Raw genomic sequence first — 14,947 nt, forward strand, 5'->3', positions numbered from 1 at the left:
ACCAGCCGCGCTGCGCCTACATTACGCGAATTCGAAGCCAGCAAACTATACATAGTTGAGATCTATACATAGGGGTCGGTCTGAGGCATTCACATAGGTGGGCCGAGTGTTTGACTCGGCCCTGCCACCACCGGTCATTCGACACTGACGCCTGAATCGCTGATAATCGGTAACTGCCCGCCGTTATATCCCTGAGTCTTGGTCGCAATCATGCTCAAACTCGCCTATCTGTTTCTCTCGATCACGCTCGCCACCCCGCTCTCGGCCCTAGCGTACGGTAGTGATAATCCAGACTACGATCAATGCATTCTGCATTCGTTGGGAAACAGTCAGAGCAGCTTTGCGGCTCGCCAGATCAGCAACTCGTGCGACGCGATTTACAGAAATGGCGCAATGCTTTTGCCGCGCGAAAGAGCGTATCACCTGTGTGTCCTGCAAAATGTGCAGACCGTGAGAGGAGCATTTGCGGTCAACGAGATACTGCATGCATGCCGACGTCAAAATCAGATGTAGGACGGACGCCATTGACGATTGCAGCCCTGGGATTCGCAAGATTTAATTTCGATTGCGTTCATTGACCTCGCCCCGTGGAGACGTGGCGAGACACTGGCACGAACGGCTGCTTCCGGAAAATGCCAAGGTCCGCTTCGGGTCCGACTGCTGCCCGACCCGAGGCATCAATGGCGGAGCACGCCGTCAGCTCATCGTCGGACCGGGTTCGGCCACAACCGGTCACTCGGCAAAGCGGCGAGAATTGGCGACAATTTTCGTTCGACGTATCCTTGAGGATCGATGTTCTGACACTCTTGGCCAACGACCCGATAACAAAGCCCGATGCAATCACATCTCAGAATCGCCAGGCCTGTCAGTGACCTTACGCGGGCAGAAAGCATGTATTGCGCCGCGCTCAGCTTGGTTGTGCTGGCAAAATTTCAAGACCATCAGGGGTTCGATGGGGTGATGCTCGGACGTTCCGGCATGGACTATCACTTCGAGTTCACACAGTGCCGCGAACATCCGGTAGCGCCAACACCGACACGTGAGGATTTGCTGGTGTTTTACGCCCCGGATCGAGTTGAGTGGCGGTCGACTTGCGATCGCCTCGCCGAGAGCGGATTTGTTTGCGTGACGTCGCTCAACCCTTATTGGGATGTGTCAGGTAGAACATTTGAGGATCACGACGGCTATCGAATCGTTTTGCAAAACTCGGCATGGTCCTCATGATGCATGCGTAATGCAATTCGACGCCAGCTCGACCGCTTTGCAGCAAGTCGCCCGGTCGCGTAAAAGGCAAACTCCGGCCACAAGCCGTCACTCGACAGTGGCTCTCGAAAGCGGCCGCTCACTGACATTGACCTAAGGAGCGGCAAGCTCTAACATGCCTTTCATGCTCGCTTACGCCCATTCCCCCTCCCGCCTCGTTCACGCATGCTGTCACGGCCTGCCAGGGGGAGCTTGCGTCTAGCGCGCCAATCTGCGTCACGTCCGAGCCTCAACTGGCCACCCGTTGCGAAACCGGTGGCCTTTTTGTTTTTCACGATCGCTCCACCACGCGAAAATTCCAATGCCACTCGTCCTGTATGACACCTGGTCGCGCGCCGTGCGCCCCTTCATGCCGATACAACCCGATCACGTCGGCCTGTATTGCTGCGGGCCTACGGTGTACGACCACGCGCATATCGGCAATCTGCGGACCTATGTGTTCGAAGACGTGCTCCGACGCGTCCTGATGCTAAACGGCTACCCCGTACAGCACGTCGTCAATATCACCGATGTCGGTCATTTGGTCTCCGATGCCGATGAGGGCGAAGACAAGATGGAGAAAGGAAGCCGCCGAACAGGAGAGTCGGCATGGGCGATCGCCGAGCGTTATACAGAGGCTTTCCTGGCCGACTGGCGAGCGCTCAACTTGCTGGAGCCTTCGGTCTGGTGCCGCGCAACCGACCATATCGCGGATCAGGTCGCCTTCATTGTCACCCTTGAACGCGCCGGTTACACGTACCGGACCGCAGATGGCGTGTACTTCGACACCAGCAAGCAGGACGATTACGGCTTTCTGGCTCGCCTCGACCATCAGGGCCTGCAAGCCGGCAAGCGGGTTGCACTAGGCGAGAAAAAGCGCGCCATGGATTTCGCGCTATGGAAATTCAGCCCCGCTGATTCCCGGCGCCAGATGGAATGGGACAGCCCTTGGGGACGCGGCTTTCCCGGCTGGCACATCGAGTGCTCGGCGATGTCGGCCAGGTACCTGGGGTCCTGGTTCGATATTCACTGCGGAGGTGAAGACCACATCGCCGTGCATCACAGCAACGAAATCGCGCAGACGCAAGCCGCGCACGGTACCCGGCTCGCCAACTTCTGGATGCACGGCCATTTCCTTACACTGGACGCTACGAAAATGTCCAAGGCGGGCGGTGACTTCCTCCGCCTGCAGACACTGGTCGACCGCGGAGTCGATCCGCTGGCGTATCGCTACCTGTGCTTGACGGCGCACTACAGAAGCTCCCTGCGTTTCAACTGGGATGCGCTTGAAGCCGCAAAGGTCGCGCTCGACCGGCTACGCAACGTCTATGCGAGTTGGCCCACCGGTGGTACGGCGGATGAGCGTTTTGTCGCCCGGTTCAACGCTGAGGTCAATCAGGATCTGAATCTACCCCGCGCACTAGCCGTGCTGTGGGATCTGGTGAGGAGCGATTTGCCTCCTGCCACGCGACGGGCCACCGTTGACAGCTTCGATTCGGTACTTGGGTTACGACTGCCCGATTGGCAGCCGGACAAGCGGGATATCCCGGCAGACATTGCTGCGTTGGCCGAGCAGCGCGAAAAGGCGCGCGCCAACAGGGACTGGGACCAAGCGGACCGCCTACGTGACACATTGAGAGCCTTGGGATGGCAAATCGAAGACGGTGAGCGCGGGCAACGACTGATCCGGACTGTCAAAGGAACGACGATACTTGGGGACGGCTGCGTATGACGCTCGAAAGATTGGCGGCTGTGCGTCCTATGCGCTATGCGGGGCGCACAACCGCAGGCGAGATGGCAACGGCTCGGCGCGACCGGTTGAACGTCTGCCTCGCGTACGATCGACGGCCCGCTCCTGGTTGCTTTATGCCTTTTGCATGATGCGCACACCGCAGACGATCGTCGTGCTATGTCGCGGGACGCAGTGCGGCAAATTTCGGACTTTCGGTATCGACCGTCAATTCGGTGACAATCGAACCGGGCGGTGGCGCTCCGGTAGACTTCAACTCCTACCCAACCTTGCCGGGATTGCATGGACACCCAGCTTTTTATCATCTGCGCACTTACATTCGTAATTCACGTCATCGCGACACTGGCTTACGCTGTGCGGATCGCGGGTGTTCGCACTCGGCGTATCGCTGTGTCGTTTTCTCTGTTCGGAATCATCGCCCTTGTCTCCCGCACGGCGAACTCCTTTCAAGGGCCGTTCATAGCTAAGCGCGTCGAGCTTGATATCGCTCGGCATCTTGAGGGGGGCCTGCTCGGTGACTTTCGGCTCTTCCTGATTACCGCGACGGCGGCAAGCATAATCGGCGCGTTGCTGATCCCAACGTTCCAGCGCTATTTCAGTCGCGCCGTCGAGCACTTCCAGGCTAATCGTTCATTGTCACGCCTGTTGCTCCACATTTTTAGCCGTGGCGGCATCAACTATCTGCGGGACGGCGCGCAGGTTCCGTCGCGCCAAAACATCGCCCAGCTAGCGAGCGGTACCGGTGTCTCCGCGACGGTGATAGCTCTCAATATCTTCGCCATGGCGATCTGGACTGTCGGCGTTTTTGCGTCGCTCTACGCGGGATACCTCAAGCCAGATTTGCGCGTGACGTGCGCCAATCTATCGTCGGTCATTAATGGCTTTGCGACCGTAGTGTTAGCGGTGGTCATTGACCCGCAGGTTTCCGTCATGACGGACGACGTCATCGAAGGCCGAATCCCCGAAAACACCTTCCGGCGAGCGATCACTACCCTTGCCGGGGCGCGTGTTCTCGGGACCGTGTGTGCACAAATAATGCTCGTACCGGCCGCGCTCATTATCGTACGCGTCGCCGAGCTGATTTAGAGCGCAGTGTGCCATCCTCGGACGCGGTGATTGACCGATCACGGCGATAGTAAGGCCGCTCCGGGATTCGTTAGCGCCGGCATCAGTCAGGCTCGATCCGGCCAATTCCAGCCGCTCGACATCACCGCCGAGATTATCGACGATCTAGGTCGCGACTCGGACGCTGGGTAATTAGACAGAAATCATATGGGCAGTGTCCGCCCATCAGTCTCCGCCCCGTATTACGCCACCAATTTTGGCCTAGTCAAGATCGTCCGGGTTGACCAGTGACGTAAGTACGTGATCGGCCCAAGAGCCATTGATCTTCAAGTACGATCGAGCCACGCCTTCCTTCTCGAAGCCGAGTCGAGCCAGCAAGTGTCTGCTGCGGACGTTCTCCGGTCGATAGTTCGCCATGATTCGGTGCAGTCTCAAACCGCTGAACACATGCTCGATTGCGGCCGTCAGGCCCTCTCGCATCAGTCCTTTCCCTTCGAACATCGTTGCAACAGAGAACCCGAGATGACACGCTTGGAACGGTCCTCGAACGATATTGGTGAAGTTGCAGTCTCCGATCAACTGACCGCCTTCCCGTTCAAACAGCATAAGATGGAGAGCCGTACCAAATGCGGTTTGATGAGCCATCGCGCGGAGTCGGTCAGCGATGGTGTCCAATTCAAAAAACCTCTCTGGCCTCGACGGCTCCCAAGGCTGGAGATGCATTCGATTAACCGTGTGATACTTCTGTAGTTCGCTCGCGTAATCTTCACTAACGGCGCGCAATATCGTACGTTCGGTCACCAATCCATCGACGGGATACGTTGTAGCAGGCGTCATTGTTGTACTTAGCAGTTCGTGTGAAATTCAAGGCGGCATTGTATCGGAGCCGAAATTGGTGTGTTCAGCGCCTTCGATGTCGAATGACCATGTGTTTTCGACCCGACGACGGTTGGGCGCGCAATCAACGGGCGAATGGCGAGCGCAAAAAGCAATGAACAGAACGGGGCGCATGAAATTTCGCTGCTGCCAGCGCCCAAATTGTCAACGCGCGGTCGCGCTGTCAGTTAAATGAACATCCGCTTACCGGCATCGCGACTGGCTCGAACGGGTCGGCTCATGCCCTTTGCATAGCTCGCACGCCAGAGACGATCGTCGCGCTCGTTCGTCGGGCGCTGGTCGGCCACTATGCTCAGGTCGCAACTATGCGCAGATGGTTATAGCGAACGCGGCCAGCCCCTTAAGGGGTGCGGTAGGGGCTGGCGGAGCCTACGCATAGTTACAGCGTCTGCAGGAATCGAAGCAACGAGCCCGGTGCCTGATACCGGCGAATCCTGGCATCGGGCGCCTCTAGCCGACCGAGCGCTTTCTCCTTCATCGCGAGGTCAGCTTCGACGTAGCGATGGGTTGTCATCGGGCTCTCGTGACCGAGCCACAAGGCGATCACGTTGAATGGAACGCCCGCCTGTAACAGGTGCATCGTAGTCGTATGGAGCGGTACCCATTCTGTGGACGCCATGAACTGGCTTTCGAGCGTTGAGTCCATCTGTCGCGAGACCGGCCTTTGCGGCCGTTGGCGCCCCGTCCGATCGCAGCCTGTCCAATGGCTGCTCCCGAAAACTCGGAGGACTGAGGTCGAACTGTTTTCGACCGTTCGAGACTACCGTGACCGGGGTTCGTTTCTCGATATCTGACATACACTCGTTCGACGATAGCTCACGATTCGTCGCGCACCTCTTGGTGAGCCGCCTGCCTGGCTGTCGGCCATACCCGCTCCTCAAATTGATCAGGCGGAACCGGCTCCGAATACAAAAAGCCTTGCGCAAAGTCACAACCCACGGCGGCGAGAAAATCACGTTGATCCGTCGTCTCGACCCCCTCGGCAATAACCTGCAATCCCAACTTGTGAGCGAGCATGACCATTGCTTCGCAGAGCGCCTGATTGCCGCCGTCGAAACCGAGGTTCTGTACGAATGAACGGTCGATCTTGAGATAATCGATGTCGAAGCGCTTCAGATAGGCTAAGGACGAGTAACCGGTCCCGAAGTCGTCGATCGAAATCCCGATTCCTGCCTCGCGGAAACTCAGCAACTTCTCGTTCAATTCGGCGTCCAGTAACAGCCCTTCGGTTATTTCAATTGCCACGCTCTGTCTAGGCATGCCTTGCCGAATGAGGTATTCCGACCATTGGATACACACCAGATTGTCCTGGCGAATCTGCACCGGTGAAATGTTGACACTGATCTGAAACGATGGATGAAATCGTCGGCGCCATTGATGCGCCTGGCGCACGGCCTGTTTGAACACCCAATCGCCGATCGGAACGATGAGCCCCGTGTCTTCGGCCAATGCGATGAAATCCAATGGACTGATCGTGCCGCGCACAGGGTGGAGCCAGCGAATTAGCGCTTCAGCTTTGTAAATTTCGCCCGTCGCCAGATTGACGATAGGCTGGTAATAAACACGGAACTGTTCGGCTTGCAGGGCGGTACGTAGATCGCTCGTGAGACGCTGGCGCTTTTCTGCCGCCACTTGCAACTCGGGCGTAAAGTAGTGGAAACGGTTGCGCCCCGCGGCTTTGGCCGCGTACATAGCCTGGTCGGCATTCTTGAAGAGAACATCCAGTTCTGTCCCGTCGTTAGGGTAAAGCGTGACTCCGACACTCGCAGAAATGAAAGCCTCGTCCGGACCAAGCTTGAAGGGTTGGGTCAGCGTGGCGATGATCGTCTTCGCGATCTGTTCGATGCTCCCGGTGTCGTCCAACTCGGGCAGAATCACCGTGAACTCGTCACCGCCAAGTCGAGCGACCGTGTCGAATTCACGCACACACGAGGTAATGCGCCTCGCGGCCTCGATCAGCAGGATGTCGCCCATATCGTGTCCGAGCGAGTCGTTGACCTCCTTGAAGCGGTCGAGATCGATCAGCATCAAGGCCATCGGCCGCCCGGAGCGATGGGACACGCCGGCTTCATGCTCGAGACGGGCATGAAACATCTGGCGGTTCGGGAGATGGGTCAGCGCATCGTAATTAGCCTGTTTCCATATCGTTGCCTCGAATGCCATCCGGTCCGACAAATCACGACCGACCGCCAACACGGAGTTCACCTCGCCCGACGCGTCGATCTCTGGAGTGAGCCTGATATGGCTGCACTGTTCCTGTCCGTCCTTACTGAGCCATCTCAGTTCGAATTGGCGACTTTTCCCGGTTGCAATGGTTTCGCTGATCTTCTTCTCGTAAGCCAGCGCGTTGGCACCGCCCGGTATCTCCGAGGGCCGTTTGCCGAGCGATTCGCGAAGGCTGCGGGCCGCCGAGACACAGAAAGCCGGATTGGCGTAGGTGCGGCGCAGCTCCCGGTCGTAGCGCGTGATCGTGTCAGGTGAATTCTCGATCAACGTGCGCGACTCCTGCTCTTTGGCGACGAGCTCGGCCGTGCGCTCGATGACCGTCTGCTCCAAGGAAGCGTTGATCTCGTTGATCTTCTGGATCTTCTGCCCGATCGCCGCACTCATTCGTTCGAATCTGTGCGCCAATCTGCCCAATTCATCCTTTGCGCCAATCTCACTGCGCGCGTCCATCCATGCCTCCGCCTCTGCGCCTGCATCGCTACCGGTGTCGTCCATCCTTCGCACCAGATCTTTGAGCGGTACAGAGATGCTGTGTGAAATGAAATTGGCGAGGAAGATCGAAAGCAGAAACCCCGAAATGCCCACCAGTATGATCTGATCGCGTACGGACTGTGCCTCCGCCGTCAACTTCTTCTCCGGGATCGTGCTGACCACAAACCATTTTGTGCCGGCGATACCCGTGTATGCAGCGAGATATCGGTCGCCATTCTTGCCATGGAAGTCGACGAAGCCATTTGGCTCGCCGTGCGGATCGGCGTTTGTGATTCTTTCGAGCAGACCCGGTTCAGCCTTTCCGTCGGTGCTCATTGAAGAGCCGTCGGCATGAACAATCAGCTTGTCGCTGCTGGCGTCAAGTACATAGATCTCCGTTCCACTGCCCACGGCGACGTCATTGAAAATCGATGAGAAATACTCAGGGCGAATCACTAGAACCAGATTACCGATCTGCCGATTGTCGCTCTTGTCGATGATGGCGCGCACCATCCCGAGATCTTGCTGACCGGCCCCGTTGTCATAGCTGCCCCAGTAAGGCCGGCCATTTCGATCGGGAGCCTGCTGGACCAGATGCACCACACTCCGCGTCAATTGCGCGAACGCCTGGGTGTCCGTGATCCGGTTGTCCTTGTCGAGCAAATATTTCTGGTTGATGAAATCAACCGCGCCGTAGTGCTCCAGGAGCAGTCGGGTCAGATCCTGGCGAGCTTCGCTCTGCTCCTTTTCATTGCCGTGTGCAACGCGGGTCAGCGCGTCTTGAACCTGATCGGAGAGCACCAGAAGGCTGCTCTCCGTCTCGATCTGCTCCATCCGCAACGAGATGTTTTTGGATACCTGTTTGACTACCTCTTTGGAAAATATCTCCGCTTTGTGCTTGAACTCTGCTGTTGACTCCACATACGAAATGTAGCTGGAGACAAGTATCGGTATCAGCGAAAGCAGGATGAACGCGGTTATCAGCCGGTAGCGAATTTCGACCCGGCGCAGCAGGTCCAACGAGAAGTAGGCGAATGCGCTTCGCAGCCAGGCGATCAGTGGGCTCATTTGTAGTGCATCTTCGCTTCATTCTTAACAGACTCGTCCAGGAGTTTTGCAGCCTGCATTGGCGTGATTTTCCCGAACAGCACATCCTGTATCAATCTATGCAAGCGCTCGATGGAATTGGAAGGTAGAAACGAATAGTACGGGCTGCCGGTCACAGCATAGCGACTGACCATGTTTGTGTAGTCGACGATCTTCTGATCGCTCACCAGCGTCCCTGGGAACTGCTTGAATGGAGAAATGTTCTGGCGCTTGACCTGGAGGATGGAAAACCCCTGCCCAGCGACGAACTCGAGAAAACGCATTGCCGCGGCCTTGTTGGGCGTTTCCGACACCGCAAACCCGGTTTCGCTGCCGATCACGGGCACCACCTGCTCGCCTGGCGCGTTCCAGGGCGGGATGAGCACGCCAACTTCAAAGGGATTGCCGTGCAGCAACAGACCGGCTGCCCAGCTACCGTGAAAAGCCATCGCGACTTTGCCCTCCTTGAATAGCCGTATGCCATCGTCGTAGCCAGTTGTCGTGAACGATTCCTGTACGAAACCCCGTTCCGGCATCAGCCTGATCCTGGCGAAAATATCCGCTACCTGGGAGGTGTTCAAATCCAGCGTGCCATCGCTGATTTTGTCCTTCCAGTCTGGCTCGCGCGCAACCACATTGTTAGCAAAGCCTGAACTGAAGGGGCCGTTGCCGAGCATATTTGGGAAGCCGCCGTTCCACATTATTGGCGTATAGCCCGCACGTTTGAGCTGTTCGCAAACCGCCAGGAATTCGTTGAAATTGGTCGGCAGCTCCCTGATTCCCGCCTTCGCAAACATGTCCTGGTTGTAATAGATCAAAGTCGTAGCCATTCCCCCCGCTATTCCAAAGTGCCTGGATTGGCGACTGGTCCAGTCCTTTTTGAGAGGATCGAGCATGTTGTTCCAGGCGGATGTCTTGCTAACGTCGGCGAGGAGCCCTTGATCGGCCAGGTCGGCCGCGTAGGCATTCGGGTTGATACTCACCAGATCGGGCAAGTTGCCGGAGGCGATCCGCGGCTTGATATTTTCTTCCACCGAATTGCCAATCATGAACTGCACATCCACGTGTATGTCCGGATTCAGCTTGCTGAATTCGGCAGCAATCTGAAGCATTTCTTCCGGCCAGTCAGGAGCCCAGATCAAGGCGGTGATGGTGGTACTGGCCGGCCCGCTCGTGCTCGAAGAATCGTGGTCTCGCTGATGGCAACCGCACAACGAGAAAAGAATGAAACAGGCCAAGACCGACAGCAAGGAGCCAAACTCAGTTTGTCGCACGTGGGGTTCACTTTTTCAGATTCGGCTTGGATTGGGCGGCCCTCGGCAGAGGCTATGGGCGCATTCGATGGCAAACCGGTGAAACTTTCATCGCGGTCGAATCACTTGCATAACCATGGCGGCGTCCCTGCAGCGGTAAGTTGTGACGAAGCCCGGCATGCCGCTGCGCATTTCATCGCAAATCTTTCTCGCTGCCGGCCGATCTTTTGTCATCGACGACGCCTATCGATCGGCACCGGAATGTTTATAAAACAGGGCTGCTTGGAGCGCTTGACGGGTCGGCACTCACACGGCATATCGGCAACAGACGCAGATACTTTAACTGAAGGGAACGCCTGTACTTCCGGTCGTCCGCTCAGGGCCGATGACCCGCCGAGCGACTGGCAGGAATGGATCGCCGCTGTAGTTTGGAAGCTGCCGAATATGTGGTGACGGGTTCACGGTCGGCTTGGGGTCGATTTGACGCAATCGCGGACCACCTTACTCCCGCAAGGGATGTCGACCGCGCGGATCAATCACGAACTGTGGCAGCAGTCGTTCACCGACCTCGCATAGTTTTCATTTCCTGTGACACCGGCCACACGTCTACGCGTTAACCCTAAAGGTTCCGTCGACTTATATCAATTTTTGCAACAAACATTACCTACCTCACAACTTACTCTGGCCAGTTCGCCAAATTACAATGCAATCACTGACTACGAACAAGCAAGTTCGCAGCAAGATAAAACCCTGAACTGGAGGTAAGTATCATGAAATCGCTGATTCAAGCCGTTGTCATCGCCGTCGCTGTCGCCGCTCCGGTCGCCGCGTTCGCGCAAGCCAACCAGCCCGTGACCCGCGCTCAAGTGCGCGCCGAGCTGATCCAACTGGAAAAGGCCGGCTATCAACCTGGTCACGCCGACCCGCACTACCCGGCTGACATCCAGGCTGCGCAAGCCCGCGTCGACGCGCAAAACGGCGTCGGTCAAGCCGCTACCGGCTTCGGTGGTGTGGTGAGCGGTACGTCGCAAACGAGCCATGCGGCTCCGACGAGTGGCCCGAAGTCGGTCTACTTCGGTCAGTAAGCGGTAGGTGGCAGGCGGTTCGTCAAGCGCAGCTGTGTGGCCACGAAGCCCTACGGCGAAACGAACCGCGAGCACTTCCAAATAGCGCGTCCTTGCGACGCGCACCCCGATTCAAATGAACTGGCCCGCGACTCGGGTATCTCCGAGCGCGGGCCAGTTCGTATGTGGTTACCTCCGTCATCGGGCTCCCGATGACTTCGCCCAGGCCTTCACGGTCTGGGCGCTTTTTCGTGCCGCTCTGCGTGCGCCGCGATGAATTCTCGGCTGCCCGCGCTCAGTCGCGTGCGATCAGATTGCCCACCTGGCCACGCCCGGTCACGAGGCAACTCGACAGGAAGCTCTCGCTCTGCGCGCTCGCGCCAGCGTCACCAAAGCCCTTTTTCAATGCGTCCGATTTGACGAGCGCCGCGCCCTGGTGACACGTAATCGTGCCGACCTCGCCCGCCTGCGCACGCATCAACGCCCGATCCGCCATCAGATAGCCAAGCAAAAGCACCAACGCAATATTGAACGCTTGTCGCATGGGTCGCCTCCTTTTCGAAGAGACTAACGTGAAGCGCGAATGCAGTGGCCTGGGGCTTTCCCGATTGTTGAAGATTCAATGATCCAGAATAAATCGCGACTACTGCGGGCGATTCGTAGTGCATTGAAGCGATTCAGTTTTATTCGATGCGCGTGACTGTGCGCGCAACCGTAGGCGTTTACGCCTACAGCCGAGTCTCGATCCGCGCGATGCGGCTATTGATCGCATGGCGCACCAGCGCATTCGACGGCACCAGCAGCAGCGATGACGCGATGATCCGATACACGTCATGGCGCGTCACCTTCGACACTTTCGCCGGATCGAGCCACGCGTCGTTATCCGCGAGCAGCAGTAAGGTGTCGAGGCCGATGAGGATCGGCCACAGGCAGGCGAGCCGCAAGCGCACCGCGCTCACCGGAATCGCGAGCGTATAGTCGAGCGCCGCGCGGAAATGATCGAGCGTCTTGCGCAGCAGTTCGGCGAGCAGCGGCCGCGCGCGCATCGAATTGGCCGGTTGCAGCAGATCGCGCGCGCTCAGACCGTGGCGCTCGAGCATGCTCTGCGGCAGATAGCAGCGGCCGATGCGCAAATCTTTTCCGCAATCGCGCAGCACGTTGGTCATCTGCAATGCCTTGCCGAAACGCACGCCACGCTGCTTCATCGTGTCGGGTTGTTCTTTCAGCGTGCCCGGCATGTGCGCGTAAGTCATCGTGGTCCAGAACTCGCCGACGCAGCCCGCGACCAGATACGTATAGCGATCGAGTTCGTCGTATTCGCGCAGCGCCGCGATCTGGCCGGAGCGTTCGTCGGGGAACGTGCGTAGATCGAATTCCATGCCCTCGGTCAGCGTCGTGACGATCGCGCGCACCGAGTGGCAGTCGGACTCGCTCAGTTGCGCGAGCACGTCGAGCGCGGGGCTCAACGATTCGAGCAGCAGCTTTTCATCCGACTGCGCCTGCTGACCCGCGACTTCCGCGGCGATGCGCTGGAACGGCGCGCTGTCGACGGCCACGCCATCGACCTGATCGCGCAACGCGAGCAGCAATTCGAGGCGTTGGCCTGGCGCGATCAGCGAAGTGTCCGCAATCGTATCGGCCGCGCGCGCGAGCAGATACGCAAGGCCGATCGGATCGCGCATGCCGATGGGCAGCACGCGCAGCGTCAGATAGAAGGAGCGTGAAACGCCTTTCAGGAGCGGGCCGAGAAGAAAGGCCCGGGTCGGATTCGGCATGGGTTGGATCGGTTGGCAAATAGGCGGGTGTAAGCCCGCTGGGATCAGGCGCTGCCGAATTGTATACGGCGCGGCGCGTCACCCGGTACACCATGAACCAGCATCAGAAGCCGTCCGCCGAAGCCGGCGCCACTCGCAGCCGCCGTTCGAACCTGCACCTGACCTATGGGATCGGCAGCCTCGACCGCAGCCTGCGGCGCCGTATGAGCGAAGTGCTCGCCTTTCCGTTTCATTGCATCGGTTTGCAAGTTCGACCGGCCGCCGCACTTCACTCCCCCTCATACCGCATGCACCGGCTCCTCGCCGCCGGCCTTTTTCGCCCTCTCACGCCGCCATGTCGAGCACACGCCGTTCGCCGGGCAAGCGTTGCCGGATAGACTCCCCGCATTTCACGCCGCGGGAGACTGTCGCTCGCGATCGGGAATGGGGATTGCTGCCCCAACGGATTTGAGCATAGGACGGTTACGACCAGGCCGTCGCTTGCACTTTGAACGACACATCGACAATGACTACCGACGCATCCAACACGTCCCGCCCGTCCGACGCAGCGCGACCTAACGCGGCCCGGCCTGACGCGGCGCGACCTGACGCGGCCCGGCCTGACGCGGCGCGACCTGACGCGGCCCGGCCTGACGCGGCGCGACCTGACGCGGCCCGGCCTGACGCGGCGCGACGCAATGTCGAAACCGGCGTGCCCGGTTTCGACGAGATCCTCGGCGGCGGTCTGGTGAGCGGTGGCGTCTATCTACTGGAGGGCATGGCCGGCGCCGGCAAGACGATCCTGTCGAGCCAGATCGGTTTTCATCGGGTGCGGCAAGGCGAGAAAGTGCTGTACATGACGCTGATCGCCGAATCGCACGACAAGCTGCTCGGTCACCTGAAAGGCCTGAGCTTTTTCGACGAAGCCGCGGTCGCGCAGCAGATGCTGTTCGTGTCCGGCTATCACGAGCTGATGCAGGACGGCCTCGACGGTTTCCTGAAGCTGATCGCGTCGAGCATCTACGACTACCGGCCGAGCCTGATGATCATCGACGGCTTTCGCAGCGCGCGCGAATTCAGCGAAACCGAGCTGTCGCTGTCGAAGTTCATCCACGAGCTGAACGCGCTGGTCGCCGCGATGGACTGCACGACGCTGCTGCTCGCGCCGCTGTCGGGCAACGAGTCGCATCCCGAGCACACGCTGGTGGACGGTCTGATCGAGCTGAACAGCTATCACGACGGCATGCGGCGCGCGCGCGAAATCGAAGTGCACAAGATGCGCGCGCGCGATCATCTGATGGGCAAGCACTTCTTCCGCATCGCCGGCAGCGGGCTGCTGATGTTCCCGCGCCTCGAAGCGCAGTGCGCGGAGCAAGCGGGCCCCGTCGATCTGAAAGCACGGCTCGGCTTCGGCTTGCTGCACCTGGACAACCTGCTCGGCGGCGGCTTCGCGCAAGGCGCGACGACCACGCTGATCGGTCCGTCGGGCGTCGGCAAGACGCTGCTGTGCCTGCAGTTCCTCGCGGCCGGTCTCGCACGCGGCGAGCGTTGCGTGTATCTCGGCTTCTACGAGAGTCCGCAGAGACTCATCGGCAAGGCCGAAGCGGTGTCGATCGCGCTTGCCGATGCGTGGCAGGACGGTCGTCTGATGGTGCTTTGGCACCCGGCGATCGAACTCGCGGTCGATGAAATCGCGTCGAAAGCGCTCGCCACCGTCAAGCAGACCAGCGCGACGCGCATCGTGATCGACGGCGTCGAGGGCTTTCGCGATTCGGCGTTGCGTACCGAGCGCTTCGACCTGTTCCTGAACGCACTGCTGCATCAGTTGCGCGAAGCGGCCATCACGACGCTCGTCACGGAGGAGCTGCCGCTGTACAGCGATCCGGGTCACGCGAAGGCCGTGCGCGTGTCGGCGCTGACCGAAAACCTCGTGCTGCTGCGCTACGCCGAGACCGAAGGCGGACTGCGGCGCGTGATTTCGGTGGTGAAGCAACGCGAAAGCGCGCACGACACGTCACTGCGCGAACTGTCGATTTCGTCGCAAGGACTCGACGTGATCGACGGCTCGCCCGGCGCCGCCGGCATCCAATCGACGCCGGGCCTGTCGGCCACGCTGCAATTGGGGCGAAAAACCTAGCC

General features: G+C 59.0%; 11 protein-coding genes and 1 pseudogene. 6 read left to right on the forward strand and 6 right to left on the reverse strand.

Going from position 1 to position 14,947, the window contains the following annotated elements; all coding sequences use genetic code 11:
- Positions 1–210 precede the first annotated feature (210 nt).
- The 4 genes from OKW38_RS29625 to OKW38_RS29640 all read left to right on the forward strand — a co-directional run bounded on the left by OKW38_RS29625 (position 211) and on the right by OKW38_RS29640 (position 4,078).
- A complete protein-coding gene (locus OKW38_RS29625) occupies positions 211–513 on the forward strand; it encodes a VF_A0006 family four-cysteine protein (protein WP_184046296.1) in 303 nt (100 codons plus the stop codon).
- A 321-nt stretch (positions 514–834) separates the two neighbouring features.
- Entirely contained in the window at positions 835–1,224 is a 390-nt protein-coding gene (locus tag OKW38_RS29630; RefSeq protein ID WP_429333358.1) for a VOC family protein, read from the forward strand.
- A gap of 340 nt (positions 1,225–1,564) precedes the next feature.
- Positions 1,565–2,974, forward strand: coding sequence for a cysteine--tRNA ligase (gene cysS, locus OKW38_RS29635; protein ID WP_429364447.1), 1,410 nt, complete (start codon positions 1,565–1,567; stop codon positions 2,972–2,974).
- Between the two features lie 300 nt (positions 2,975–3,274).
- Entirely contained in the window at positions 3,275–4,078 is an 804-nt protein-coding gene (locus OKW38_RS29640; RefSeq protein WP_429333356.1) for a lipid II flippase Amj family protein, read from the forward strand.
- A gap of 240 nt (positions 4,079–4,318) precedes the next feature.
- Here the strand turns inward: OKW38_RS29640 and OKW38_RS29645 are convergent, their stop codons facing one another.
- The 4 genes and pseudogenes from OKW38_RS29645 to OKW38_RS29660 all read right to left on the reverse strand — a co-directional run bounded on the left by OKW38_RS29645 (position 4,319) and on the right by OKW38_RS29660 (position 9,951).
- Positions 4,319–4,894: a GNAT family N-acetyltransferase gene (locus tag OKW38_RS29645; RefSeq protein WP_429333355.1), complete on the reverse strand. Its 576-nt coding sequence runs from the start codon at positions 4,892–4,894 to the stop codon at positions 4,319–4,321.
- A 439-nt stretch (positions 4,895–5,333) separates the two neighbouring features.
- Positions 5,334–5,546, reverse strand: a pseudogene (locus OKW38_RS29650) (integrase); the annotation flags it as partial.
- Between the two features lie 224 nt (positions 5,547–5,770).
- A complete protein-coding gene (locus OKW38_RS29655) occupies positions 5,771–8,719 on the reverse strand; it encodes a bifunctional diguanylate cyclase/phosphodiesterase (RefSeq protein WP_429364449.1) in 2,949 nt (982 codons plus the stop codon).
- Positions 8,716–9,951: an ABC transporter substrate-binding protein gene (locus tag OKW38_RS29660; protein WP_429365550.1), complete on the reverse strand. Its 1,236-nt coding sequence runs from the start codon at positions 9,949–9,951 to the stop codon at positions 8,716–8,718. Before OKW38_RS29660 ends, OKW38_RS29655 begins: the two co-directional genes overlap by 4 nt.
- A gap of 809 nt (positions 9,952–10,760) precedes the next feature.
- Here OKW38_RS29660 and OKW38_RS29665 point away from each other — a divergent pair.
- Entirely contained in the window at positions 10,761–11,075 is a 315-nt protein-coding gene (locus OKW38_RS29665; RefSeq protein ID WP_184024579.1) for a DUF4148 domain-containing protein, read from the forward strand.
- Between the two features lie 274 nt (positions 11,076–11,349).
- Here the strand turns inward: OKW38_RS29665 and OKW38_RS29670 are convergent, their stop codons facing one another.
- Together OKW38_RS29670 and OKW38_RS29675 are read right to left on the reverse strand one after the other, a co-directional pair.
- Positions 11,350–11,598: a hypothetical protein gene (locus tag OKW38_RS29670; protein WP_129961873.1), complete on the reverse strand. Its 249-nt coding sequence runs from the start codon at positions 11,596–11,598 to the stop codon at positions 11,350–11,352.
- A gap of 184 nt (positions 11,599–11,782) precedes the next feature.
- The gene (locus tag OKW38_RS29675) at positions 11,783–12,829 is read right to left on the reverse strand and encodes a phytoene/squalene synthase family protein (protein WP_429364451.1); all 1,047 of its coding nucleotides are present in this window, start codon (positions 12,827–12,829) and stop codon (positions 11,783–11,785) included.
- Between the two features lie 691 nt (positions 12,830–13,520).
- Here OKW38_RS29675 and OKW38_RS29680 point away from each other — a divergent pair.
- Positions 13,521–14,945, forward strand: coding sequence for an ATPase domain-containing protein (locus OKW38_RS29680; RefSeq protein ID WP_187610684.1), 1,425 nt, complete (start codon positions 13,521–13,523; stop codon positions 14,943–14,945).
- Positions 14,946–14,947 lie beyond the last annotated feature (2 nt).

Source organism: Paraburkholderia sp. MM5496-R1 (genome assembly GCF_050436205.1).
GTDB lineage: Bacteria > Pseudomonadota > Gammaproteobacteria > Burkholderiales > Burkholderiaceae > Paraburkholderia > Paraburkholderia tuberum.